The organism is Mesorhizobium sp. M2A.F.Ca.ET.039.01.1.1 (assembly GCF_003998035.1).
Taxonomy (GTDB): Bacteria; Pseudomonadota; Alphaproteobacteria; order Rhizobiales; family Rhizobiaceae; genus Mesorhizobium.
This window is the reverse complement of record NZ_RZRY01000026.1, coordinates 1-25,267: the sequence shown is the minus strand read 5'-3', so window position 1 is coordinate 25,267 and position 25,267 is coordinate 1. Positions and strand designations below refer to the sequence as shown.

The following is a 25,267-nucleotide window of genomic DNA, read 5'->3' as shown; positions in this document are numbered from 1 at the left end:
ATGAAACTGGTTCGCCGCAGCGCCGCGCCAAGCCGACCGCTTGGCGCTGCGGCGACCGCATCATAGGGAGAGAAAACTGTTACCTATGTATCCGGTTCAAAGTGTTACCCATCTATCCGCTGGACACCGGCAGGGCGATGAGGGGCAGCACCGACCTGGGTGTCTGGCCACCTCACAAACCCGATCAGACGCTGTATCGCCGCTACAATTTGCCTCCAAAGGTTGGCGCTGCCCCTCATCCGGCTGCCGCCACCTTCTCCCCGTAGAACGGGGAGAAGGGAGATCACACCAGCGGCTTCAGCCATATCCACACCGAACCGCCGATCAGCCCCAGGAAGATCAGCCAGCCGACCTGGTTGTTCGACTTGAACAGCTTCAGGCACTGGTCCGGATTGTTGATGTCGAGCCGGATGATCTGGCGCCCCATATGCACGCCTGCGGCGATCAGTCCCGCCAGCGCCACGATCGGCACCTGCGCCGAGGCGAAGGCGATGGCGAAGCAGATCAGCGCGCCGCCATAGAGCCCGCTAAGCCACATCTTGGTGTTGTCGCCGAACAGCCGTGCCGTCGAGCGCACGCCGACGATGGCGTCGTCTTCCTTGTCCTGATGCGCATAGATCGTGTCGTAGCCGATCACCCACAGGATCGAGCCGATATAGAGCATGATCGCCGGGTCATCGATGTCGCCGAACTCGACCGCCCATCCCATCAGCGCGCCCCAGGAGAAGGCTAAGCCCAGCACGAATTGCGGCCAGTTGGTGATGCGCTTCATGAAGGGATAGACCGCGACGATCACGAGCGAAGCGATGCCGAGCGGAATGGCGAAGCTGTTGAACTGCAAGAGCACGGCCAGGCCCACCAGCGCCTGGATGATGACGAAGATCCATGCCTGGCGGCGCGTCACCTTGCCGGCCGGCAGCGGCCGCGAGCGGGTGCGCTCGACCTGGTTGTCGATGTCCTCGTCGGCGAGATCGTTATAGGTGCAGCCGGCGCCGCGCATGGCGACGGCGCCGACGAAGAACAATACCAGATGCCAGGGCGCCGGAAGCAGCGTCAGCAGCGGGTCGGTCGGACGCGGATAGGCGCCCGCGGCAAGCGCTGCCGACCACCAGCAGGGCCATAACAGGAGCTGCCAGCCGATCGGCCGGTCCCAGCGCGCAAGCTGCGCATAAGGCCAGAGCCAGCGCGGCAGCACGCGGTAGACCCAATGGCCGCTCGGCGCATCGGCGACGCGGCCCTGGATCGCTTTCGACTGGACGGTTTCCATCACGCTGGAGTGGCAGCAGCAGGCAGCGCCGTCAAGCGGCCGTGGTGTCGCTCAAGCGCTGAAAACTCAGGCGGTGAAAACATCGTGACCGGCAAACCATGCCTTGGCGACCTCGATGAAAGCCACGGCCGCCTTGGACAGGCGCTGGCGCGTGTCATGCGTCAGGATGATGCGCTGCATCGGCAGCGGATCGGAGAGCGGCTTTACGACCAGCGGCAGGCCGTCATAGCTGCGGTCGCCATGGGGCCTGGTATAGCTGACGGCGACGCCGAAGCCGTTGGCCACCATGGAGCGCTGCAATTCGAACGAGCTCGTCGTCGCCCGGGCTATCGGCGACAGGCCGCGGCTGAGAAAGAGGTCCAGCATGTGCTGCCAGCTGTGCGGCTGGTCGGTGGTGATCAGCGGATGCTGCGCGAGCTCGGCCAGGCTGACGGCGTGCTTGTCCGCCAGCACATGTCCGGCCGGCAGAAGCGCGTGCGGCCGCAATTCATGCAGCAGGACGCGTTTGAAATGCCCTGGAAGCCCGAGATCATAGGTGAGGCCGAGATCGACGGCGCTGTCGGCCAGGCGCCGCCCCAGCGTCTCGAAGGTCTCGTCGCCGATGACGACCGTGACGGCCGGGCAGCGCTCGGCGAAGGCGCGCATCAGCGCCGGCGCGAAATAGGGCGCCAGGTCCTCGAAGCAGCCGAGCACCAGCTCGCCGCCGACATCGGCATCGCGCGAACCGAGCGCCGCCAGCTCGTCCGCCTCGCCCAGCACTTGCCTTGCCTTGGCGACGGCCCTCCGGCCAAAGGACGTCAGCGCAACGCCGCGCTGGCGCACGAAGATTTTCTGGCCGAGCGCGTCCTCGACATGGTCGATCGCCACCGAGATCGACGGCTGCGACACGTTCAGCGCCTGGGCCGCCATGGTGACGCTGCCATAGCGGGCGACGGCGACGACGTAGCGCAACTGGGTGAGTGTGAACTTCATAGGTCAAAACTATAAGCGAGATGACAAGTTATTATTTTACGCAATGTGCGGCTCTTGCGATAGTCGGTCATCGACAAGCAGGAGAGCACGATGGCCAGCCCGAAGATCGACGCCGCGACGGTTGCCGATTACCAGCGTGAGGGCGCGGTCTGCATCCGCGGCGCCTTCACGGACTGGGTCGGCGTCATCGCCGACGGCATTGAACGCAATATCCAGAACCGCAGCGCCACGGCCTCCGACATCGCCGGCGGCAAGGGCAGTTTCTTCGACGACTACTGCAATTGGGAGCGCATCCCGGAATTCGTCAGGATTGTCAGGGAATCGCCTGCGGCAGAACTCGCGGCCGCCGTCATGCAATCGCGCAGCGCCCAGTTCTTCCACGACCACGTCCTGGTCAAGGAGCCCGGCACGCAGAAGCCGACGCCCTGGCACCAGGACATTCCCTATTACTTCGTCGATGGCAGCCAGACGGTGAGCTTCTGGATCCCGATCGATCCGGTGAAGGAAGCGACGCTGCGGCTGATCGCCGGCTCGCACAAATGGGAAAAGATGGTGCTGCCGGTGCGCTGGCTGAACGACGCCAATTTCTATGCCGGCGAGGGCGACTATTTGCCGGTGCCCGACCCCGACAACGATCCCTCGATGAAGGTGCTCGAATGGGAGATGGAGCCGGGCGACGCCATCCTGTTCGATTTCCGCACGGCGCATGGCGCGCGCGGCAATTTGACCTCGGCGCGGCGCCGCGCGCTGTCGCTGCGCTGGGTCGGCGACGACGCGCACTACGTCGAACGCCCTGGCCGCACCTCGCCGCCCTATCCCGGCCACGACATGAAGCCGGGCCAGAAACTGCGCGAGGACTGGTTCCCCGTTATCTATCAGAGCTGAGCGGCCCTGCCTCGTCATCCACGGGCGGAGCGGGAGCGAAGCGGACGCGCAGACCCGAGGATCCATTCCGTGACCTTCGCCACGGCGTGCAACGGAGCAGAATTCTGGACCGCGGCAACGCTTCGAAGTCACGGCATGGATTCTAGGGTCTGCGCGCGTCGCTTCGCTCCTTGCTTCGCCCTAGAATGACGAGGTTCGGGAGGCTTCAGCCAATCCTCGGCGTTTGCGCTGCTTTCCCGTGCGCAATTGCCGCCAAAATGCCAAGACGGCTTGACCGGTCGCCTGCGGACCAATAGCGGGTTCGGGGAGACGATCAGCAAGAGGTGGCCATGAATGTTCTTCTTCTCGGCTCGGGCGGCCGCGAACATGCGCTCGCCTGGAAGACCTCCGCCTCGCCGCTGCTGACGAAACTTTATGCCGCGCCCGGCAATCCCGGTATCGGCCGTGTCGCCGAACTGGTGAAGCTCGACGTCGCCGACCATTCCACCGTCGCCGCCTTCTGCCAGGAAAAGAAGATCGACCTCGTCGTGGTCGGCCCGGAAGGCCCGTTGGTCGCCGGCGTCGCCGATGATCTGCGCGCCTGGGGCATCCGCGTCTTCGGCCCCTCCAAGGCGGCGGCAAGGCTTGAGGGCTCGAAAGGCTTCACCAAGGACCTTTGCGCCAAGTTCAACATTCCGACCGCCGCCTATGGCCGCTTCGGCGATCTCGCTTCGGCCAAGGCCTATGTCGAGAAGGTCGGCGCGCCGATCGTCATCAAGGCCGACGGGCTTGCCGCCGGCAAGGGCGTCACCATCGCGATGACTTCTGATGAGGCGAACGCCGCGCTGGAGGCTTGTTTCGAGGGCGCATTCGGCGCCGCCGGCGCCGAGGTCGTGGTCGAGGAATATCTGACCGGCGAGGAGGCGAGCTTCTTCTGCCTGTGCGACGGCGCCACGGCGCTGCCCTTCGGCACCGCGCAGGACCACAAGCGCGTCGGCGACGGCGATACCGGGCCGAACACCGGCGGCATGGGCGCCTATTCGCCGGCGCCGGTGATGACGGCCGAAATGACCGAGCGCACCATGCGCGAGATCATCGAGCCGACGATGCGCGGCATGGCCAATCTCGGCGCGCCTTTTGCCGGCATCCTCTTCGCCGGCCTGATGATCACCGACCAGGGCCCCAAGCTGATCGAATACAACACCCGCTTCGGCGATCCCGAATGCCAGGTGCTGATGATGCGGCTGAAGGACGATCTGCTCGTCCTGCTCAACGCCGCTGTCGACGGCCAGCTTGCGCATATGTCCATCCGCTGGAGCGACGAGACGGCGCTGACCGTGGTGATGGCCGCGAGGGGCTATCCCGGCACGCCGGAAAAGGGCTCGGTCATCCGCGGCCTCGACGAGGCCGAGCGTGATGGCGCCCAGATTTTCCACGCCGGCACCGCCATCAATGGCGGCGCGCTGGTCGCCAATGGCGGCCGCGTGCTCAACGTAACCGCGCTCGGCAAGACCGTCGGCGAGGCGCAGGCCAAGGCCTACGCGGCGATCGAGCACATCGACTGGCCGCAGGGCTTCTATCGCCACGACATCGGCTGGCGCGCCGTCGAGCGCGAGAAGACCGGCACGTAACCCAGCTTCAGGCGGCCGCGCTCTTTCGTCCGCCACGCGCCCAGGCGGGCAGCCAGTCGCCATGCGCGGCAAGCAGGTCGTCGACTAATGACCAGATCTGGTCGAGGTCGAGCTCGGCGGCGGTGTGCGGGTCCATCATCGCGGCATGATAGATGTGCTCGCGGTTCTCGGTCATGAGCGCCCGCACCGTCAGCTCCTGCACATTGATATTGGTGCGGATCAGCGCCGTCAGCTGCGGCGGCAACTCGCCAATGTAAGTGGGCTGGATTCCGGAAGCATCGACCAGGCACGGCACTTCCGCCGCGCAGTCGAAAGGCAGCGAGGTGATGCAGCCATTGTTGCGGACATTGCCGTAGATCACCGACGGCTCTCCGGTCCACACCGAGTTCATGATCGAGGAGGCATATTCCCTCGATTGCTCGACCTCGATCCGGTCGGCCGAGCGATAGGCCTCCGCTTGTCCTTTCCAGCGCTCGATCTGCTCGATGCAGCGTTTTGGATATTCGTCGAGCGGAATGCCGTATTTCTCGATCAGATCGCCGCGCCCCTCCTTGATGAAATAGGGCGTGTATTCGGCGAAATGCTCCGAGCTTTCGGTGACGAAATAGCCGAGCCGGGTCAGCATTTCGTAACGCACCTTGTTCGGGCAGCGCGGGTTCCAGCCCGGCTTCGGCGCGCGGCCCTCGCGATAGGCGCGCACGAGATCAGGATAGAGGTCGCGATAGGAGCCGTCCGCCTGGCGGTGCTCGAACTTGAGATAAAAGGCCATGTGGTTGATGCCGGCCGAGCGGTAGCGGATTTCTTCGTAGGGAAGGTCGAGGTCGTGCGCCAGTTCCATCGCCGTGCCTTGCACCGAATGACAGAGCCCGACCTGCTTGATCGTTGGGTATTTCTCGGCGATCGCCCAGGTGTTGATCGCCATCGGGTTCACATATTGCAGCATGATCGCCTCGGGGCAGACGGCGAGCATGTCCTCGCAGATCTTCCACAGATGCGGCACGGTCCTCAGGCCCCGCATGATGCCGCCGACGCCGAGCGTGTCGGCGATGGTCTGGCGCAGGCCGTATTTCTTCGGCACCTCGAAATCGGTGACGGTGCAGGGCTCATATCCGCCGATCTGGAAAGCGACGACGACGAAGTCGGCGCCGGCAAGCGCCTTGCGCTGGTCCGAATAGGTCTCGGCTTTCGCCTTGACGCCGAGCGTCGCGATCAGCTTGTTGACGACGATGGCGCTCTCTTCCAGCCGCTGCGGGTTGATGTCCATCAGCGCGATCGTCGCGCCCGACAGCGCCGGCCGCTGCAGCACGTCGCCGACGATGTTTTTCATGAACACCGTCGAGCCGGCGCCGATGAACGCGATCCTGGGATTTCTAGCCACTGTAAGCCTCCGGCACTTGTCTACGCCACCTCGAAAGCGGCCCTGACGAGCCGTTCGGTGTAGGCGGTCTTGGGATTGGACAGGACCTCGTCGACGGGTCCCTGTTCGACGATTTGACCATGCTGCATGACGATGACGCGATGGCACAGCGCCCGCACCACCTTGAGGTGGTGCGAGATGAAGAGATAGCTGAGACCGCGCTCGTCCTGCAGCTTGCGCAGCAGGTCGATGATCTGCGCTTGCACCGAAAGATCGAGCGCCGATGTCGGTTCGTCGAGCAGGATGAATTCCGGCTCCAGCGCGATCGCCCGCGCGATCGCGATGCGTTGCCGCTGGCCGCCGGAGAATTCATGCGGGAAGCGCGACAGGATGTTGCCGGGCATGCCGGCGCTGACCAGCGCCTCGCGCACCCGCTCGACCCGTTCGCGCCGCGTCGCGCCCAGCCTGTTGACGACCAGTCCTTCCTCGATGATCTGGCCGATCGTCATGCGCGGGTTGAGAGAGGAGAACGGGTCCTGGAAGACGATCTGCATGCGCGAACGCAGCGGCCGCATCTCGCCGCGCGACAGCTTCTCGATCGGCCGGCCGTCGAAGCGGATTTCCCCGCGCTTGGCGTCCTGCAATCTGAGCAGCGCCTGACCGAAGGTCGTCTTGCCGGAGCCGGATTCGCCGACCAGCCCCAGCGTCTCGTGGCGGCAGAGCTTCAGGTCGAGATCGTCAACCGCGACCAGCTCGCGCCAGTCGGGTTTCAGGAACGTTCCGTGGCGCAGCATGAAGCATACGCGCACGCCGTTCGCCTCGAGGATGGTGCCGCTGCCTTCCGGCAGCGGCTTCGGCTGGCCATGCGGTTCGGAAGCGAGCAGCCGCTGCGTGTAGGGATGCTGCGGATTGGCAAAGAGCCGCTCGGTGACATTGTGCTCGCGCATCTCGCCATGCTGCATGACATAGACATAGTCGGAGAATTTGCGCACCACGGTGAGGTCGTGGGTGATCAGGATCACCGCCATCTTCAGCTCTTTCTGAAGATTGCGGATCAGGTTCAAGATCTGCGCCTGCACCGTGACGTCGAGCGCCGTTGTCGGCTCGTCGGCGATCAGCACGTCGGGGTCGTTGGCCAAGGCCATGGCGATCATCACGCGCTGCCGCTGGCCACCGGAGAGCTGATGCGGATACTGCTTGAGTCTGGCCTCCGGCTCGGGGATCTGGACATGCTTCAGGAGCTCGAGCGCCCGCGCCCAGGCTTCCCTGCGGCTCACCCTGCGGTGGACCCGGATCGCTTCGACGATCTGGCTGCCGACCGTGTAGATCGGATTGAGCGAGCTCATCGGTTCCTGGAAGATCATCGAGATGCGGTTGCCGCGCAGCTTGCGCCGGGCAGCCTCGGGGAATTCGAGGATATTTTGCCCGCAATAGTCTACGCTCGAGCGTGGCGACACGGTCGCACGCCGCGACAACAATCCCATCACGGTGCGCGCCGTCACCGATTTGCCGGAACCGGATTCGCCGACGATGGCTATGGTTTCGCCGCGGTAGAGCTGGAACGAGACGTCCTTCACCGCCTCGACGGTGCCGTGCTCCACCTTGAACGCGACTCCGATGTTGCGGGCGTCGATGATGGGCTGTTCATGGCGCGCGGCGTGGTCGAGCCGGACGGCCGGTGCGAAATTGTCTGCGAGCGCGATCGTCGTCATCCCGGCCACCTCAATACGGATCGACGGCATCGCGCAGGCCGTCGCCCAGCGCATTGAAGGCAAAGACGGTGACCAGCACGAAGCCGACCGGCGACAGGATCCAGGGATAGGTGCCGATGACCGAATAGGTCGCCGTGTCCTGCAGCATCAGCCCCCAGGAGATCAGCGGCGGCTTCACGGCGAAGCCGAGGAAGCCGAGGAAGGCTTCGAGTAGCACCACCGTCGGGATGGCGATCGTCACGGCGACGATGACGTGGCACATCACATTGGGAAAAATGTGCTGCATGATGATGCGCCGGTCGGTGGCGCCGACCGCCATGGCGCGCGTACATAGTCGATCCGCGCCAGCGCCAGCGTCTTGCCGCGCACCTCGCGCGACATCTGCGCCCAGCCCAGCGCCGACATGACGACGATGACGAAGGCGAGGAAGACATTGGTCGGCGCGGTGACCGGGATCAGCGTCGTCAGCGCGAGATAGAGTGGCAGCTGCGGGAAGGCGAGCACCAGCTCGACGAAGCGCTGCATCCAGACATCGAACTTGCCGCCGAAATAGCCGGAGACCATGCCGACGATGGTGCCGATGACGGTGATGATGAAGACCACCGTCAGCGCGATCATCAGCGAGACCCGCGAGCCGTGGATGGCGCGTGAGAGCACGTCGCGGCCGAACTTGTCGGTGCCTAGGAAATGCACGGGCTGGCCGTCCATCGACCCGAACAAGTGCCGGTCCGCCGGGATCAGCCCGAAGAGCCTGTAGGGCGCACCCTCGACGAAGAAGCCGAGCAGCCGCGGATGATCGTAGTCGGGGCCGACGATCGGCTGGAAGGTGACCGGATCGAGATCTGCCGAGTCGGCCAGCGCATAGATCCTTGGCTGGAAGGTGAGATTGCCGTCCTTGTCGTGAAAGCTCGGCACCTGCGGCGGCGCGAAGGCGACGTCGGTCGCCTTCGGATCCGAAGGTGCGATGAAATCCGCGAACACCGCCATGACGAGCAGAAGCACGACCAGGAAGAGCCCGGCCATGCCGGTCCAGGAGCGCTTTAGCCGGCGCCAGACCAGCGCGATATAGCTCTCATTGCCGTGCGCCGGCTCGGCTATGGCCACGCCTTCGGCTGGCGGCGGCGGGGAGGGGTCGCGCGCCAGCATCTAGCGCTCCCCGAATTGGCGGATGCGGGGATCGAGCAGCACGAGCAGCATGTCGGCGATGATGTTGCCGATGATCAGCGTCGCCGACAGCACCATCATGAAGGTGGCCGTCACATAAACGTCGCCCACCGCCATCGAGCCGACGATCGCCGGCCCGACGGTCGGCAGCGCGAAGATGATCGCCGTCTCGATCTCGCCGGTCAGCATATAGGGCAGCACCACGCCCTGATACATCACCAGCGGATGCAGCGCATTGGGCACGGCGTGCCGCATGACGACGGCGCCGCCGGTCAGGCCCTTGGCCTTGGCCGTCTCGACATATTGCATGTTCAGCGTGTCTAGCAGGTTGCCGCGCATGACGCGCATGTTGTAAGCGAGCCCGCCGAAGGTCGCGATCGCCACCACCGGCCAGACATGCTTGACCAGGTCGACGAACTTCGCCCACGACCACGGCGCGCCGCCATACTGCGGCGAGAAGAACGAGCCGATCTCCGAAACGTTGAACTGGAAGACCAGCAGATAGACGATGATCAGCGCCATCAGGAAGCGCGGCACTGTCATGCCGAGGAACGAGATCGCCGAGAGCGTGGAGTCGATCCAGCTATACTGCCTCGTCGCCGCCCATATGCCGAAGGTGATGCCGAGCACCGAGGCGAGCAGGTGGCAGACCAGCGCAAGCAGCAGCGTGCGCGGCAGGCGTTCGCCCACCACATCGGCCACCGGCTTGTTGTAGTAGAGGCTGTAGCCGAAATCGCCGCGCGTGATGATGCCGCCGATCCAGTTGAGATACTGGACGGGCAACGGCTTATCGAGGCCATGTTCGATACGATAGGCCTGTGCCTGCGCGTCGGCTTCGGCATAGGAGGCGCCGCCCTGGTTGATCAGCTGCGATTTGATGTAGTCGGCATAGTCGCCAGGCGGCGCCTGGATGATGGCAAAGGTGACCAGGCTCAGAATGGCGAGGACGGGAACGGCCGAGGCGATGCGCATGAGCAGGAATCGCAACATGGACGGTCTATTTCCTTTCTGGCCGGTCGCGCATTCGATGCATTTGGAGGAATTGCTTTGTCCGGCCGCGCCGCAACGCGGCCGGACATCTCTTCGTCAGGGGAGGTAAAGCTTAATCCATCGGTCCCTTATCGCCAGGCTTGCCGGGCAGTTCGTTGGGGAACAACTCGTATTTTGCCTGCTTGTCCGCCTTGACGAACACGCGCTCGCGGATGATCGAATCCTCGGCCCAGTTGAACATGAAGATCGGCGTGCCCTGCGGAATGTTGGAGAAACGCTTGTTGACGATCAGCGCGCCCGGATATTCCGTCAGGCCGACATTGTAGACATGCTCGGTCGAGATCTTCTGGAACTTTCGCATCAGCTCGGCACGCTGGTCGTTGTCCTGCGTCGACACGAATTTGTTGACGATGTCGACGAGATCCTTTTCGAACGGCATCATGTCGACCTGGCCGCTTTCCGGCGCGCGATGGTTCCAGCTGGTCTTCGGGCCGACCGGCGCCAGCTGCTCGGTATTTTGAACGACGGAGGTGAGCTCGGTTTCGTTTCGCCGGATCAGCCAGTCGAAGCGGCCGGAATATTGTGTGGCATCGCGCTGCGTGCCGTTAAGCCCGTTGAGCACGACCCTCAGGCCGAGCTTCTCCATCTGCGCGACCACGCCTTCGGCAAGGCTCTTGTCGGTGGTGTAGTCGTTGTTGACCAGCATCACGATCTCGACATCCTTGCCGCCCGCGGTGCCGGCCGGGAAGTTCACAATGCCGTCGCCGTCCGTATCCTTGAGGCGGGCCTTGGCGAGCAATGCTTTGGCGCCTTCGAGATCGAACGGATAATAGACCGTCGACTTGCGGTCATAGAAGCTGGTGCCGGATGAGAAGCCGCCCGGATAGATGGCGGTGAACGGGCCCTTGACCAGCGAGTCGCCCAGCGCCTTGCGGTCGAGCGCCATGGTGACGGCCTTGCGGAAATCCTCGTTGCGGTTCAGCTCGCGGATCGCCTGGCCGCGTTCGTCCGGGTTGCCCCAGCCATTGGCGGAAAAATTCATGCGCAGATTGTAGCCGATGAGACGCGGCCCGAAGGCGAGGCGTGCCGGTGCATTCTTGTCAGCAGCACGCTTCAGCGAGGCGACGAAGTTCTCCGGCTGTTCGAGGTTGGAGAAATCGCCCGAGCCGGCAACAGCCTGCACGTCGCGGTCGGCCCAGGTCGAGAGCTTGTATTGCAGCTCGTTGAGATAGGGCAGCTGGTTGCCCTTCTCGTCGACCTTCCAATAATAGGGATTGCGGCGCATGACGATGATGTCGTCCGGCCGGTATTCGACCGGAACCCAGGCGCCCATCACCGGCATGTTCATATATTCCGGCGGGAAGGCGTTCTTGAACTGGTCGTAGGTGTTCTTCGAATATTTCGGATGCTGCGGCTTGAGGATGTGCGAGGGGCCGGGGCAGAAAGTGCCATAGGCCATGGCATAGAGATATTGCCGCGGGAACGCCTCCTTGAACGTCCACTCCACGGTGTAGTCGTCGATCTTCTTCAGCGTCGTGCCGACGCCGAAAGTCTCCGGCGTGGCGCCGTTGAGCGGCGAGACGTTCGGATCGACCACCTCGTCGTCCCAGTAGAACATCACGTCGTCGGCATTGAAGGGCGCGCCGTCGGACCATTTGGCGCCTTCGATCAGATGCATGGTCAGCTTGTGGCCGTCGCTCGACCAGTCCCAGCTCTTGGCGAGGTTGGGCAGCGGCTCGGTGTCCTTGGCCTCGACCTGGAACAGCGGCGCCGTGCGCGTTAGGCATTCGGAAAGCCCGATGTCGATGCCGCCCCAGCCTTGCGTCTGGCCGGCGCCGTAGTTCCAGCCTTCCGGCCTGCCGCCGATGACATGGCGCATCGTGTCGCCATAGACGCCGATGCCATCCGGCATGTTGGCCGTCTTGAAGACCAGCGGTTCCTTCGGCAGCCTGTCCTTGACCGGCGGCAGCTTGCCGGTCTTGACGTATTTCTCCGTCACCCAGTCCGGCTCGTGATATTCCGGCAGCGCCTTGAACTCCAGGATGGAGTCGCGCGCCACATAGTGGATCTTGCCCTCGGCCGGGAATGTCGCAGGCTGCGGCGGGATCGTCGGCTCGGAAGCGAAGGCGTTGAGCGCATGGACTGAAACGCCGAGCATCAGCCCGGCGGCAATGCCAGTTCTACGAAAAGTCCTCATAGTCTCCTCCCAGATGTTTTTGGACGTCTGCTGCTGCCCGCCTCTTGTGAATTTCTTGCCGAGCTGCCTCCTGCGACCCGGCCTGCTTGCCTTTAGGCTCAACCGGCCTGTTTCAGCGCCGCCTTTTCGGCGCGCAGTTCCTCGATCGAGCGCACGTTGCGCCGCGCGGCGCCCGCCCATTCGCGGGTCTTGACGTGTGCTTTCGAAAGCCGCTCCTTCGCCGCCGGAACGGCGTGCGCATATTGCGGCAGCCATGCGGCTTCAGCGACCACCATCTCGTCCACCATCTGCCAGACCTCTTCCGGCGTCGACACCGCACCCACCAGCGGATCGTGCAGCACGGCGAGCTTCAACAGATCGATGTCGCCGACGATCGCCGCATGCACCGACATGCGCTGCACGTTGATCGAGGCCATGCAGGTTGCCGCACAGGCTTCCGGCAGCGTGATGCCGGCCGCCATGTTGATGCCGAAACGGTCGACGAAGCCGGGCGATTCGATGATCGCGTCCTGCGGCAGGTTGGTGATCACGCCATTATTCTTGACGTTGAAGTGACCGCGATAGACGCGGTTGGTCTCCAGCGCCTCGAGGATGTGGCTGGCATGCTCGTTGGAGCGTTTTGACGGATCGATCGGCTTCGACGCCGCTTCGAGGAACTGCGGATATTCCGTCTCGAACCAATTGCGGGTTTCGGTCGAGTAGCGCAGATAGCCGCCGGTCTCGCCATGGATCCAGTCCGACATGTCGATCCAGCGCGTGATCTCGTCGGGGCGCTTGCGGTACCAGGGGAGGTATTCGGAGAGATGCCCGTTGCTTTCGGTCGAATAGACGCCGAAGCGCTTCAGCACGTCGATCCTGAGCTTTTCCTGCTTCGAATAGACCGGGTGCGCCTCGAAGGCGGCGACCAGTTCGTCCTTGCCGATCGGCCGGCCGTTCAGCTTGAGCTCGATGAACCAGGTCTGGTGGTTGATGCCGGAGCAGACATAGTCGAGCTCTCTGGGCGATTTCGCGCCGAGCACTTCGGCGATCTGTTCGGCGCCGTGCTGGACGCCGTGACAGAGCCCGACCGTGTCGACCTTGCCGTATTCGATCGCCGCCCAGGTGTTCATCGCCATCGGGTTGGCATAGTTGAGGAATTTCGCGCCCGTCGCGGCGACCTCGCGAATGTCTTTGCAGAAGTCGAGGATCACCGGAATGTTGCGCTGGCCGTAGAGGATGCCGCCGGCGCAGATCGTGTCGCCGACGCACTGGTCGATGCCATATTTCAGCGGGATGCGGATGTCGTCGGCATAGGCCTCCAGCCCGCCGACGCGCACGCAGCTGATGATGTAGCGCGCGCCCTCCAGCGCCTCGCGGCGATTGGTCGTCGCCGTCACTTTGGTCGGCAGTTTGTTCGCCTCGACGATCCGGTCGAGGATCGCCTTGATCATCCCGAGATTGTGCTCGCTGATGTCGGTCAGCGCGAATTCGATGTCCTGGAATTCAGGCACGCACAGAATGTCGGTGAACAGCTTCTTTGTGAAGCCGACGCTGCCGGCGCCGATAATAGCGATTTTGAAGCTCATCACCTTCACCTTGATCCAACTGAATGCCAGGCAAGGAGCGACAAAGGAGGATTTGGCCACGCGCCATCGCGCGCCAGCCACTCAAAGCCGGAAATCCGGCTCTTTCTCCTCCCGCCCGCTCCTCGACCGCGGGTCTTTCGCGTTCTGAGAAGTTGGATTATGCCTTATTGGCGGGCACCGCCAGAGAAGGATTATGCTTTCGAGGGTAATTTTGTGCTGCGGGACCTGATCGCCAATGGAAAGCTGATGCGGACGATTTCGCTGCCGCGCGGGCGCCAGCGGCTGCATGCCATGCCGACAAGCACCGGCTATGAGGTGCGCGAGGACGAAACCTATGACTGGGACGGGAGAAAGCGTGGCCAGACCCCGTTCACGGTGCTCCAGCACACGATCAGCGGCACCGGTCAGCTGCGCTACGAGAACCGCAACTACCGTCTGCAGGCGAACGACACGCTGCTGGTTCTGGTGCCGCACAATCATCGCTACTGGCTGGGGCAGGGCGACCGCTGGGAATACTTCTGGATCTCGATGAACGGTGAGGAAGCGCTGCGCATCCACAAGTCGATCCTCAGCGTCTCCGGCCCGGTGTTCCGGCTGCAGCCGGCGACCGTCGATCACCTTGCCGATTGCAGCCTGCGACTGATCAAGGGAGCGGGTTCGCCTGGTGCGGCCTCCGCGATCGCCTATGAGGCGGCGATGGCGCTCTACGACGATGTCTTCGGCTCGCATGCCTTCGCCGAGAAGCAAAGCGCCATGCAGCCGGTCATCGACCATATCAACGCCAATCTCGACAAGCCGCTGCCGGTGGCGGAGCTGGTCGAGATCAGCGGCCTCAGCCGCGCCCATTTCTCGCGCTGCTTCGCCGAGAGCGAAGGATTGCCGCCTGCCGAATTCGTGCTGCAGCAACGCCTGCAGCGCGCGGCCAAGCTCCTCACCAAGGCCGATTTCCTGCCGGTCAAGGAAGTGGCTGTGCTCTGCGGCTTCGAGGATGCGAACTATTTCTCGAAGGTCTTCCGCCGTTTCTACGGCATCACGCCGACGCAGTTCCGCACCACCGGCATGTATGCCAGCCTCGGCAGCCACCGCTGATGCCTGGGGAATCAGTGCCGCCTTTGGTCGAGAGCGGTCGAAGCGGTCTTCACCGGATCGGCGGCGGCGAAGGCCGCGTCGATCTGGTCGGGCGTGCGCTGCCCGGTCCGCTTCCAGGCGACATATTGCACGATGCCGAAGCTCGGGCGCTGCGGCACCGTCTTCACCACCGGCATGCGGAAGCCGTCGCGGAATTTCTCCCAGCGCGCGCCGAGCACCGCGACCATTTCTTCCACCGTCGGCGGCGTCGCCACATCGGCATAGGTGATGGTGACCTTGCCGGCCAGCGCCTTTTCGCGCGAGAGCGGCACCGGGATCGAAGCGAGGTAGTCGGCCGGCACGTCGAGCAGGCCGCCAAAGGCCCATTGCTGGCGCAGCTGGTCAGCGCTCATCGGCGCGACGCTGACATCGATGTCGTTGGGCGTGCCGGGCACCCGATAAGGGCAGCGGAAACGCCCGCAATTGGCCTGCGCCGAGAATTGCCACAGTGCGTAGCCCTGCCAGTTGCCCATCGGGAAATGCACCTCGATGTCGGGCTTGTAGCGCGCATACCAGAGCGGCAGCCGCGACAGCAGACGGTACTGGTAGCGATTGTCGGCGATATACTGCGCCGTCTTGCCATTGACATAGAGCACCGGGAAACGGCCGACGCGGCGGTGCACCTGGCGCACGAATTCCTCGGCGTCCTCCAGCGACATCCATTGCATCGGATCGATGCCTTCGATGTCGAGAGCCATCAACTCGTCGGGCGCCGGCTCGGCGAAGTCGATGAAGTTGTTGGCCTGCTCGACCGGGTTGCCGGGACGGGCCAGGTGATAGGCGCCCCATTTCAGGCCGAGCGCCTTGGCCACCACCTTGCGCGTCTGGAACAATTCACGCGTCACCGCATAGCGCTTCCACTGCGCCTTGCAGAGTTTCACGTCCGCCTCGGCGCCGAAGCAGAAGTAGGGCGGCGGCAGCCCGTCGGACGCCTTGTTGATGAAGCCGGCGACGCGCTTGTCGGTGACGAGCTGCTGCCAGTCGATCGAATTGTATTCATAGGCGTCGATCACCAACGGGCGGGCGGCATTCTTCCACGGCTCGGAGAAATCCGAGGCCTTTGCCGCCGTACCCAGCACAACCGCCGCAGCGAGAAGCGCCAGGCGGCGAAGAGGGCGCGCCGGCTTTTTCAATCAGGGTGTCCCCACTGACCAGGGGACGATCCTGAACCGCTATGGTTAAGGAAGTGCTTTCACAACATCGGCTTGCTTCGGTCCGCTCCAAAACGTCAAAAAAGTATCGCTTGGGTGGACAAGCCGTGGTGGCAGGGGCTTCAATTGCCGCCTAAGCTTTCAATCACGGCGGCCAGTGGGAAGAGACGGGCCCGCCTGACGAAGCGCAGCAACCGGTCACAAGACCGGACCCGCGCGGGGAGGAAATGAACATGAATCCGGACCTGGAAGTCGTCCAGATCAGACAGGGAGAGTCGTTCAAGGCCTGGGCCCACGGCTATCCTTTCCGCACCGTGCGCTGGCACTTCCATCCCGAATACGAACTGCATCTGGTCGTCGCCACCACTGGCCGTTATTTCGTCGGCGACTTCATCGGTGAGTTCGAGCCAGGCAATCTGGTGCTCACCGGGCCGAACCTGCCGCACAATTGGGTCAGCGACGTGCCGCCGGGCGAGACCGTGCCGCTGCGCGGCCGCGTCGTCCAGTTCTCCGAAGAATTCATCGCCAGCGCTTCAGCCGCCTTGCCCGAACTTGCCGCCTGCGCCGGTATCCTTGAAACCAGCCGCCGCGGCGCCCTGTTCTCGCCGGCGACGGCCGAGCTTGCGGCGCCTCTGCTGGCGGAGTTGACCGAGGCGCAGGGCGTGCGTCGCCTGTCGCTGTTCATGGCCGTGCTCGACATCTTGAACCGCGCCGGCGACGTCCGCACGCTGGCCAGCGCCGGCTATCTGCCCGACCCCTCCGGCTTCATGTCGGCAGGCATCAACCAGGCGCTCGCCTACATCAATTGCCACCTGACCGAGCCGTTCAGCGAAGGGACGCTGGCCGAGATCGCCGGGCGCAGCCCGAGCGCCTTCTCGCGCAGCTTCCGCCGCCACACCGGCATGGCGCTGGTGCAATATGTCAACCGGCTGCGCATCAACCTTGCCTGCCAGCTGTTGATGAGCGAGGCGCAGATGTCGATCACCGAGATCTGCTACGCCGCCGGCTACAACAACATCTCAAATTTCAACCGCCAGTTCCTGGCGCAGAAAGGCATGTCGCCTTCGCGCTTCCGGGCCTTGCTGGCTGAGAACATCAACGCGGAGATTGCCGCCTAACAGGGAGGAAACCGGGAGGAGCTCAAAGCAATTCCAAAAGGAATTGCGTCAACACAAAAGAGACATTCAGGGAAGGAAGAACGCGGGGTGTAACGCACCCGGTGCTGGAGATCGTTTGTTGTGAAATCCAGCACTTCAGGAGGATGTTTGCGCGGCTTTACCAGGATCGGATCGATCCTCAGCCGACTGATCATACTCCTTTCAACAGTTCGACATGCAGTCAAGGCCTGGCGCGCCGTTCACCGCGCAGGCCCCGTGAAACCATTTCTCGAAAGGGAGACATTCGAATGACCAGACATGCTTGGAAATCGCCGTTTGCCTTGAAATCGACCATCGCGGCCGTTTTCGCCGTCTCGCTGCTCGGCAGCACGGCAGCCTTCGCCGACACCGTCACCGACGCCACGGTGGCCTTCCTGATGCCCGACCAGGCATCGACCCGCTACGAGCAGCACGACTATCCGGGCTTCGTCGCCGAGATGAAGAAACTGTGCCCCGGATGCAAGGTGATCTACCAGAACGCCGATGCGGATGCGGCTCGCCAGCAGCAGCAGTTCAATTCGGTAATCTCGCAAGGCGCCAAAGCGATCGTGCTCGATCCGGTCGATTCCACCGCCGCCGCCTCGCTGGTCAAGCTGGCGCAGAGCCAGGGCGTCAGGGTGATCGCCTATGACCGGCCCATTCCGACGGCGCCCGCCGATTTCTACGTGTCCTTCAACAATGAAGGCATCGGCAAGGCGATCGCGGATTCGCTGGTCGAGCATCTCAAGGCGCTCAAGGTCGACCCGGCCAATGGCGGCCTGCTGCAGATCAACGGCTCGCCGACCGACGCGGCCGCCGGTCTCATCAAGAAGGGCATCCACGAAGGCCTCGACAACAGCGGCTACCCGATCCTGGCCGAGTTCGACACGCCGGAATGGGCGCCGCCGAAGGCCCAGCAATGGGCGAGCGGCCAAGTCACGCGCTTCGGCGCCAAGATCCTCGGCGTGGTCGCCGCCAATGACGGCACCGGCGGCGGCGCGATCGCGGCCTTCAAGGCGGCCGGCGTCGATCCGGTTCCGCCGGTGACCGGCAACGACGCGACGATCGCGGCTCTGCAACTGATCATCGCCGGTGATCAGTACAACACCATCTCCAAGCCGAGCGAGATTGTCGCGGCCGCCGCGGCCAACGTCGCCGTCAAGCTCCTGTCGGGCGAGACGCCGAAGGCCGAGATGACGCTCTACGACACGCCCTCGCAGCTCTTCACGCCAGCGGTGGTGACGCAGGAGAACCTCAAGGCCGAGATCATCGACAAGAAGATCAACACGGCGGCCGAGCTCTGCGTCGACCGCTATGCCGAAGGCTGCAAGAAGCTCGGCATCACCAACTGATCAAGTGGCATCCGGCCGCCCATGGGCGGCCGGATGCCAGGCAACGACTGTCAAGAAAGGCGGCGCATGAGCGAAAGTCCTGAAGGGTCGGCATCCGTCGGCGAGCTGGTGCTCAGCCTGCGCGGCATATCGAAGAATTTCGGCGCCGTCTCGGCGCTGACCGATATCGACTTCGACGTCCATGCAGGCGAGGTCGTCGCCCTGGTCGGCGACAACGGCGCCGGCAAGTCGACACTGGTCAAGATTCTGGCCGGCGTGCATCAGCCGAGCTCGGGAACGATCAATTTCCGGGGTCGGCCGGTCACGCTGCCCGACCCGCGCGCGGCGCTGACGCTCGGCATCGCCACGGTGTTCCAGGACCTCGCGCTTTGCGAGAACCTCGATGTCGTCGCCAACATTTTCCTCGGCAACGAGCTCAGCCCGCTTCGGCTGGACGAGGTGGCGATGGAGATGCGCGCCTGGACGCTGCTCAACGAATTGTCGGCGCGCATTCCAAGCGTGCGTGAAGCGGTCGCCTCGCTGTCCGGCGGCCAGCGCCAGACGGTCGCCATAGCGCGCTCGCTGCTGCTCGAGCCGAAACTCATCCTGCTCGACGAGCCGACCGCCGCCCTTGGCGTCGCGCAGACGGCGGAAGTACTCAACCTCATTGACCGCGTCCGCGCGCGCGGTCTCGGCGTCGTCATGATCAGCCACAACATGGAGGATGTCCGCGCCGTCGCCGACCGCATCGTGGTGCTGAGGCTCGGGCGCAACAACGGCGTCTTCGAACCCGACGCCTCGAACCAGGATCTGGTCAGCGCCATCACCGGCGCGTCCAACAACGCGGTGTCGCGGCGCGCCGAGCGCCTGCGTATGGAACGCGATCACAGCGCACAGGCGGGGGAGCAGCGCCCATGACGGAGCAAGGCAATTCGGCTCCTCTGGCGCTCGACCGCGCCGATGCGCGCGTCAAGCATGAGGCCGGCATTGGCGGGGCGGTCCGCGCCTTTCTCGACCGCGTGCGCAGCGGCGACCTCGGCTCGCTGCCGGTCATCGTCGGTCTACTAGTGATCTGGACGGTCTTCACCAGCCTCAACCCGGTGTTCGTTTCGAGCAGCAATCTGGTCAATCTCCTGTTCGATTGCTCGACCGTCGGTGTGATCGCGCTCGGCATCGTCTGCGTGCTGATGGTCGGCGAGATCGACCTGTCGGTCGGCTCCATCAGCGGCTTCGCCTCGGCGATGGTCGGCACGCTGTGGGTCAACCAGGGCTGGCCGGTCGCGCTGGCGATCCTGGCCGCGCTGGCCTTCGGCGCCCTGATCGGCTCGCTCTATGCCTTGCTGTTCAACCGCCTCGGCATGCCGAGCTTCGTTTCGACGCTGGCCGGCCTGCTCGCGGTGCTGGGCATGCAGCTCTACATCCTCGGCTCCACCGGCTCGATCAACCTGCCCTATGGCTCGCCCCTGGTGGATTTCGGCCAGCTGATGGTGATGCCGAAATGGGTCTCGCACACGCTTGCCGCGATCCCGGGTTTGGCGATGCTGGTCAGCGGGCTTCGCACCTTCGCGCGCCGACGCGCGGCCAATCTGTCGACGCCGTCCGTGGCCGGGCTCGTCCTGCGCGTCGCCGCCATAACGATCAGCCTCGAGCTGATCGTCGCGTACCTCAACCAGTCGCGCGGCATCCCGTGGATGTTCGGCCTCTTCGCTGGCCTAGTCGTGGCGATGAACTATGCGCTGACCCGGACCAAATGGGGGCGTTCGATGACCGCCGTCGGCGGCAACCGCGAGGCGGCACGGCGTGCCGGCATCAAGGTGCGCGCCATCTATCTCAGCGCCTTCGCCCTGTGCTCGCTGTTCGCCGCGCTGGGCGGCGTGCTTGCAGCCGCCCGGCTCGCTTCCGCCAGCCAGCAGGCCGGCACCGGCGACGTCAATTTGAACGCCATCGCGGCCGCGGTCATCGGCGGCACCAGCCTGTTCGGCGGCCGCGGCAGCGCCTATTCCGCGCTGCTCGGCATCATCGTCATCCAGTCGATCGCCAGCGGGCTGACGCTGCTCGATCTGTCCTCGTCGCTTCGATACATGATCACCGGTGCCGTTCTGGCCATCGCCGTGATCGTCGACTCCCTCGCGCGCCGTTCCCGTGCCTCGCACGGCCGCGCCTGATCCGTTCAAACGAGAAGGGTACACATGGCTCAAGATCTTTCGGGAAAAGTCGCCGCGGTCACCGGCGCGGCATCGGGCATCGGCCTCGAATGCGCCAGGGCGATGCTTGCCGCCGGCGCCCGCGTCGTGCTGGTCGACCGCGCCGAGGACCGGCTGAAGGAGGTCGTCGCCGAGTTCGGCGACGGCGCGATCCCACTGGTGATCGACCTCACCACCCCCGCCAGCGTGGCGACCATGCTGCCCGGCATCCTCGACAAGGCCGGCCAGCTAGACATTTTCCACGCAAATGCCGGCTCCTATGTCGGCGGCGAGATCCTCAACGGTGATCCGGATGCCTGGGACCGCATGCTGAATCTCAACATCAACTCGGTGTTCCGTTCGGTGCATGCGGTGCTGCCACACATGGTCGGACGCAAGACTGGCGACATCATCGTCACCAGCTCGATCGCCGGGCTGGTGCCCGTCGTCTGGGAGCCGGTCTACACGGCCTCCAAGCACGCCATCCAGGCCTTCGTCCACACGCTGCGCCGTCAGGTCGCCAAGCACGGCCTGCGCGTCGGCGCCGTGGCGCCCGGCCCGGTGGTGACGGCGCTGATCAGCGATTGGCCGAAGCAGAAGCTTGAGGACGAGCTGGCGGCCGGCGGGCTGATGCAGCCTGTCGAGGTCGCGGAAGCCGTCCTGTTCATGCTGACGCGGCCGAGAAACATCACCATCCGGGATCTGGTGATCCTGCCGCAGAGCAATGATTTGTAGTGAGTAGGAGTAGGGGAGTAGGGGAGTAGGAGCTACTCGGGCGCTAATTTACGGATGAGGAGCCGCAAGAGTGTTCCTACGCTCTCACTTCGCACCATCAATTGTTGAGCTGCTTCGTTGGAGGTGATTCCGACGCGCTGCGCGATCAGCAAGTGAGTTTCCAACTCTTTGAGTGATCCCTGTGCAATCTAAGAAACTGTTGATAGGACGCTCGGCTTTCTCGTCCATAGCCCTCAGCGATGTTGGCAGGCACGGAAGCGGCTGCCCTGCGTAGCTGAGTTGTCAATCCATAGAGTTCTTCCTTCGGCCAGGCCCTTGTCGTTTCGTAGATCGAAACTGCGAGGTCCATAGCCTGCTGCCAGACGACCAAATCCCTGTACGATTCGATCTTCGCCATCGTTCCCCCTACTGCCCTACTGCCTTACTCCCCTACTGCCTTTCCTCACACATTGAGCAGCAGATATTCCCGCTCCCATGGGCTGATCACTTCCATGAAGGTCTCGAACTCGGCGCGTTTGATCGCGGTGTAGGTAGCGGCGAAGGATTTGCCGAGGATGGCGCCGAGCTCCGTATCGTCCTCGAAGAGGCCGACCGCCTCCAGAAGGCCGCGCGGCAGGTCGATTTCATCCGCGTTGGCGGTCGTCAGCACCGGCGGTTCCGCCTTGATCTTGTTGTTCATGCCCACCAGCCCGCAGGCCAGCGACGCGGCCAGCGCCAGATAGGGGTTGGCGTCCGACGACGGGATGCGGTTTTCGACGCGCCGCGCCGCCGGGTCCGAGCGCGGCACGCGGAAGGCGGTGGTGCGGTTGTCGTAGCCCCATTTGTTGTTGACCGGAGCCGAGGCCTGTTGAGTCAGCCGGCGGTAGGAGTTGACGTAGGGCGCGAACATCACCAGCGCGTTCGGCACATGCTTTTGCATGCCGCCGATGAAGTGGAAGAATGCGTCTGTCTCGGAGCCGTCCTCGGCCGAGAAGATGTTCTTGCCGGTCTTCTTGTCGACCACGGACTGGTGGATATGCATGGCCGAGCCCGGCTGTCCCTGGATCGGCTTGGCCATGAAGGTGGCGTAGATCTCGTGCTTCAGCGCCGCCTCGCGGATGGTGCGCTTGAACATGAACACTTGGTCGGCGAGCTCGATCGGGTTGCCGTGCCGCAGATTGATCTCGAGCTGGCCGGCGCCTTCCTCATGGATCAGCGTGTCGATCTCCAGGCCCTGCCGTTCCGAGAAATGGTAGATGTCGTCGATCAGCTCGTCGAACTCGTTGACGCCGGCGATCGAATAGCCGGCGCCGCCGCCGATCGGCCGCCCCGAGCGCCCGACGGGCGGCGTCAGCGGATAGTCCGGGTCGGGGTTCTTGCGTACCAGATAGAATTCGATCTCGGGTGCCACGACCGGTTTGAGCCCGCGCTCGTCATAGGCCGCAAGCACGCGCTTCAGCACGTTGCGCGGCGTGAACTCGACCGAGCGGCCGTCCTGGTGCACGAGGTCGCAGATCACCGCCGCCGTCGGGTCCTCTTCCCACGGCACCACGGTCAGCGTCGAGAGATCGGGCAAGAGCTTCAGGTCGCCGTCGTCCTCGGGATAGTGGAAGCCGTTGCCGTCTTCCGGGTAGCCGCCGGAGATCGTCGTCATGAACACGGCTGACGGCAGCGCCAGCGAGGTGTTGGAGGTGAATTTCTTCGACGGCATCATCTTGCCGCGGGCAACCCCGGCCTGGTCCGGCGTGATGCATTCGATGTCCTCGATGCCGCGCCACTCCAGCCAGGCGCTGGCTTCCTTCCAGTTCTTCACACCGCGTTCGTTTTTCAGGAAGGCAGGCGTGCGGGCGCGTCCCCCCCGGCTTGACGGACGGACTTCCTTTTTCTCAGGCGGCATCATTCACCAGATTGTGTTGCGGATTTCGGACTATAGCCGGGCACCACGGGGAAAGGAAAGGGGAGGCGGGACAACCAGCCATCCGTCTTCAGGCTGGCGGCGCGCCGCAACAGCAGGTACACCGGCCGTCATGAAGAACGGGCCCGCCTCTCATTTGACCACAATCGGCTTCGATGCAGACGACACGCTGTGGCACAATGAGCAGTTCTTCCGCATGACCGAGAAGCGCTTTGCCGAAATGCTGGCGGAGCACGGCGACCATGAGCATATCGCCGCAAGGCTGCTCGAGGCGGAAAGGCGCAACCTCGCCCTCTACGGCTTCGGCATCAAGGGTTTTACCCTGTCGATGATCGAGACGGCGGTCGAGATCACCGGTGGTGAGGTGCCTGGTTCGATCATCGGCGAGATCCTGGCCGCCGGCCGCGAGATGCTCAGCCACCCGATCGAGCCGCTGCCGCATGCGCGCGAGACGGTCGAGGCGCTGGCGGGCTCCTATCATCTGGTGCTGATCACCAAGGGCGACCTCTTCGATCAGGAGCGCAAGCTTGCGCAGTCGGGAATGGGTGACCTCTTCGACGCGGTGGAGATTGTCAGCGACAAGACCGCCGCCACCTATGCCCGCATCTTCAGCCGCCATGGCCGTGGTCCGCAGAGCAGCATGATGGTTGGCAATTCCCTCAAGTCCGACGTGGTTCCCGCCATCGAGGCCGGCGGTTGGGGCATCCATGTGCCGCACGAATTGACCTGGGCGGTCGAACATGCCGAGGCGCCTGTCGAGGCGTCGCGTTTCCGCCAGATTGCCCATCTCGGCGAGTTGCCGAGCCTTGTCGAGGCTATCGCAAAGGTTGGTTGAAGGTCCTACGGTCTAACCGCGCCCTGTCAGGCGATCGACCACCGGTTGCAGCCTCTCTGGCGTAATCGGCTTGGCGACGACCGCATCGACTATGCTCGACAGGCCAAGGCTCTCCGATGTGCCATTCCTGGTTGAGAGCAGGATAACCGCGGGCAGCGGTTTGCCGGAGACGCGCCGCAGCGCGTCGATGGCCGACATCAGCCGGTCGCAATCCTTGTTGTCGGGGCCGCCGTCGAGGATGACCGTGCCGGGCAGTTGGCCGGCCAGCGTCTTCTCGGCGGCCTCGGGCGATTCCGAGATCGGCTTCAGGCCCGATTTTTCGACGATTTTCGACACCACGACCCTGTTGATCGATGATTTTCCAACGACCAGCACCTTCGAGAAGTCCGCCGCCATCGCACCGGCGCGGGCTGCCGGTCTTGGATGTCTTTCGGAGTGGTCGTCACGGTCGGCGGGACACATCGGCGGGCAGGCACTCTGGTTCAATGCAGGGTTGAAACCTAAGGCAGAATTGAGTGAGATCGCAGCCGGTGTCAAGCTGAAACGGTCGAGGCTGAGAATATAGCAAGAAAATCCTGAATTCAGCGCAAGTCGTGCCTCTCGACGGCGAGACAAACCGAAAAAATGCGACAGTCTCCCGAACGTATAACGCGCGGGAGACTGTCGCCGAGACTGTTGACGTTACGTCAAGTATGGCTCTGATGGGTGACGATCACGGGGATCAGCAGGTCACCCCAGTTGCCGTCGCCGCCATGGTGCCTGGCCGAGCGCACCAGCTCCACCGAGACGCCGGCCTCGACTGCCTTCATGACCGACTGGTTGAGCCTGTGCAGATCGTTGGCGAGCATGCGGATCGTCGCCTGCTGGTCGACGCTCATCGCGCTCGATTGCTCTTCCGCCCTTTCCTTGACGCGGCTTATCGATGCCATTGGTCTTCTCCCCGATGTAGATGCCCTGCGGGCGTTTCCTCTGGTTGTTATCCGTTACTCGGCCGCCGGCCTGAACTGGGCGTGCTCGGTCGATTCATGCATGGCGGTGGTCGAAGACTGGCCGCCGGTGATCGCCATCGACACGGCGTCGAAATAGCCGGTGCCGACCTCGCGCTGGTGCTTGGTCGCGGTGTAGCCGTTGGCTTCCGCCGCGAACTCTGCCTCC

At 63.9% G+C, this 25,267-nt stretch carries 21 protein-coding genes and 3 pseudogenes; 10 read left to right on the top strand and 14 right to left on the bottom strand.

Annotation, left to right across the window (positions count from 1 at the left end; genetic code table 11):
• Positions 1-266: hypothetical protein (locus EOA24_RS42360; RefSeq protein WP_210213580.1), on the top strand; the 266-nt coding region annotated here is incomplete at its 5' end.
• Positions 267-283: 17 nt separating this feature from the next.
• On the opposite strand, the gene ubiA is transcribed toward EOA24_RS42360, so the two are convergent.
• Both ubiA and EOA24_RS04495 read right to left on the bottom strand, forming a co-directional pair.
• Complete coding sequence (gene ubiA, locus EOA24_RS04500; RefSeq protein WP_126083487.1) at positions 284-1,267, bottom strand: 4-hydroxybenzoate octaprenyltransferase; 984 nt, start codon at positions 1,265-1,267, stop codon at positions 284-286.
• 66 nt (positions 1,268-1,333) lie between these two features.
• Entirely contained in the window at positions 1,334-2,239 is a 906-nt protein-coding gene (locus EOA24_RS04495) for a LysR family transcriptional regulator (RefSeq protein WP_127409639.1), read from the bottom strand.
• A gap of 90 nt (positions 2,240-2,329) precedes the next feature.
• Here EOA24_RS04495 and EOA24_RS04490 point away from each other — a divergent pair, with 90 nt between their 5' ends.
• Both EOA24_RS04490 and purD read left to right on the top strand, forming a co-directional pair.
• Positions 2,330-3,124 carry a phytanoyl-CoA dioxygenase family protein gene (locus EOA24_RS04490; RefSeq protein ID WP_189353855.1) on the top strand — a complete coding sequence of 265 codons (795 nt, stop codon included), beginning with the start codon at positions 2,330-2,332 and terminating at the stop codon, positions 3,122-3,124.
• 329 nt (positions 3,125-3,453) lie between these two features.
• Entirely contained in the window at positions 3,454-4,734 is a 1,281-nt protein-coding gene (gene purD / locus EOA24_RS04485; RefSeq protein WP_126078594.1) for a phosphoribosylamine--glycine ligase, read from the top strand.
• 7 nt (positions 4,735-4,741) lie between these two features.
• On the opposite strand, the gene EOA24_RS04480 is transcribed toward purD, so the two are convergent.
• The 6 genes and pseudogenes from EOA24_RS04480 to EOA24_RS04455 all read right to left on the bottom strand — a co-directional run bounded on the left by EOA24_RS04480 (position 4,742) and on the right by EOA24_RS04455 (position 13,719).
• Positions 4,742-6,112 (bottom strand): alpha-glucosidase/alpha-galactosidase, encoded by a 1,371-nt coding sequence (locus EOA24_RS04480; protein WP_126078593.1) that lies wholly within the window; start codon positions 6,110-6,112, stop codon positions 4,742-4,744.
• A gap of 20 nt (positions 6,113-6,132) precedes the next feature.
• Entirely contained in the window at positions 6,133-7,803 is a 1,671-nt protein-coding gene (locus tag EOA24_RS04475; protein WP_126078592.1) for an ABC transporter ATP-binding protein, read from the bottom strand.
• Positions 7,804-7,813: 10 nt separating this feature from the next.
• Positions 7,814-8,949 (bottom strand): annotated as a pseudogene (locus EOA24_RS04470) (ABC transporter permease).
• A complete protein-coding gene (locus EOA24_RS04465) occupies positions 8,950-9,957 on the bottom strand; it encodes an ABC transporter permease (RefSeq protein ID WP_126078590.1) in 1,008 nt (335 codons plus the stop codon).
• Positions 9,958-10,069: 112 nt separating this feature from the next.
• Positions 10,070-12,154, bottom strand: coding sequence for an ABC transporter substrate-binding protein (locus EOA24_RS04460; protein ID WP_126078589.1), 2,085 nt, complete (start codon positions 12,152-12,154; stop codon positions 10,070-10,072).
• 98 nt (positions 12,155-12,252) lie between these two features.
• Positions 12,253-13,719, bottom strand: coding sequence for an alpha-glucosidase/alpha-galactosidase (locus EOA24_RS04455; RefSeq protein ID WP_127255973.1), 1,467 nt, complete (start codon positions 13,717-13,719; stop codon positions 12,253-12,255).
• Positions 13,720-13,878: 159 nt separating this feature from the next.
• Between EOA24_RS04455 and EOA24_RS04450 the strand changes: the two genes are divergently transcribed.
• Positions 13,879-14,808: an AraC family transcriptional regulator gene (locus tag EOA24_RS04450; RefSeq protein ID WP_348526449.1), complete on the top strand. Its 930-nt coding sequence runs from the start codon at positions 13,879-13,881 to the stop codon at positions 14,806-14,808.
• Between the two features lie 11 nt (positions 14,809-14,819).
• Here EOA24_RS04450 and EOA24_RS04445 read toward each other — a convergent pair whose 3' ends face one another.
• Positions 14,820-15,950, bottom strand: coding sequence for a glycoside hydrolase family 25 protein (locus EOA24_RS04445; protein WP_245467335.1), 1,131 nt, complete (start codon positions 15,948-15,950; stop codon positions 14,820-14,822).
• A gap of 281 nt (positions 15,951-16,231) precedes the next feature.
• Between EOA24_RS04445 and EOA24_RS04440 the strand changes: the two genes are divergently transcribed.
• The 5 genes from EOA24_RS04440 (at position 16,232) to EOA24_RS04420 (ending at position 21,383) form a co-directional block, all read left to right on the top strand.
• A complete protein-coding gene (locus EOA24_RS04440) occupies positions 16,232-17,116 on the top strand; it encodes an AraC family transcriptional regulator (RefSeq protein ID WP_042641694.1) in 885 nt (294 codons plus the stop codon).
• Positions 17,117-17,403: 287 nt separating this feature from the next.
• Positions 17,404-18,486, top strand: a complete 1,083-nt coding sequence (locus EOA24_RS04435; protein ID WP_126078586.1) for a sugar ABC transporter substrate-binding protein — start codon at positions 17,404-17,406, stop codon at positions 18,484-18,486.
• Between the two features lie 66 nt (positions 18,487-18,552).
• Positions 18,553-19,383 (top strand): ATP-binding cassette domain-containing protein, encoded by an 831-nt coding sequence (locus tag EOA24_RS04430; protein ID WP_126078585.1) that lies wholly within the window; start codon positions 18,553-18,555, stop codon positions 19,381-19,383.
• Complete coding sequence (locus EOA24_RS04425; RefSeq protein ID WP_127409637.1) at positions 19,380-20,630, top strand: sugar ABC transporter permease; 1,251 nt, start codon at positions 19,380-19,382, stop codon at positions 20,628-20,630. The genes EOA24_RS04430 and EOA24_RS04425 overlap by 4 nt, the downstream gene beginning before the upstream one ends.
• 24 nt (positions 20,631-20,654) lie before the next feature.
• Positions 20,655-21,383, top strand: a complete 729-nt coding sequence (locus EOA24_RS04420) for an SDR family oxidoreductase (RefSeq protein ID WP_126078584.1) — start codon at positions 20,655-20,657, stop codon at positions 21,381-21,383.
• Positions 21,384-21,415: 32 nt separating this feature from the next.
• Here EOA24_RS04420 and EOA24_RS04415 read toward each other — a convergent pair.
• Together EOA24_RS04415 and EOA24_RS04410 are read right to left on the bottom strand one after the other, a co-directional pair.
• A pseudogene (locus EOA24_RS04415) lies at positions 21,416-21,780 on the bottom strand (four helix bundle protein).
• Positions 21,781-21,825: 45 nt separating this feature from the next.
• Positions 21,826-23,259, bottom strand: coding sequence for a glutamine synthetase family protein (locus EOA24_RS04410; protein ID WP_126083531.1), 1,434 nt, complete (start codon positions 23,257-23,259; stop codon positions 21,826-21,828).
• A gap of 130 nt (positions 23,260-23,389) precedes the next feature.
• Between EOA24_RS04410 and EOA24_RS04405 the strand changes: the two genes are divergently transcribed.
• Entirely contained in the window at positions 23,390-24,112 is a 723-nt protein-coding gene (locus EOA24_RS04405; protein ID WP_126079088.1) for an HAD family hydrolase, read from the top strand.
• Between the two features lie 12 nt (positions 24,113-24,124).
• Here EOA24_RS04405 and EOA24_RS04400 read toward each other — a convergent pair whose 3' ends face one another.
• The 3 genes and pseudogenes from EOA24_RS04400 to EOA24_RS04390 form a co-directional block, all read right to left on the bottom strand.
• Positions 24,125-24,508, bottom strand: coding sequence for a response regulator (locus tag EOA24_RS04400; protein WP_189343238.1), 384 nt, complete (start codon positions 24,506-24,508; stop codon positions 24,125-24,127).
• Between the two features lie 290 nt (positions 24,509-24,798).
• Entirely contained in the window at positions 24,799-25,041 is a 243-nt protein-coding gene (locus tag EOA24_RS04395) for a hypothetical protein (protein ID WP_042640947.1), read from the bottom strand.
• Between the two features lie 54 nt (positions 25,042-25,095).
• Positions 25,096-25,267: pseudogene (locus EOA24_RS04390) on the bottom strand (isocitrate lyase); the annotation flags it as partial.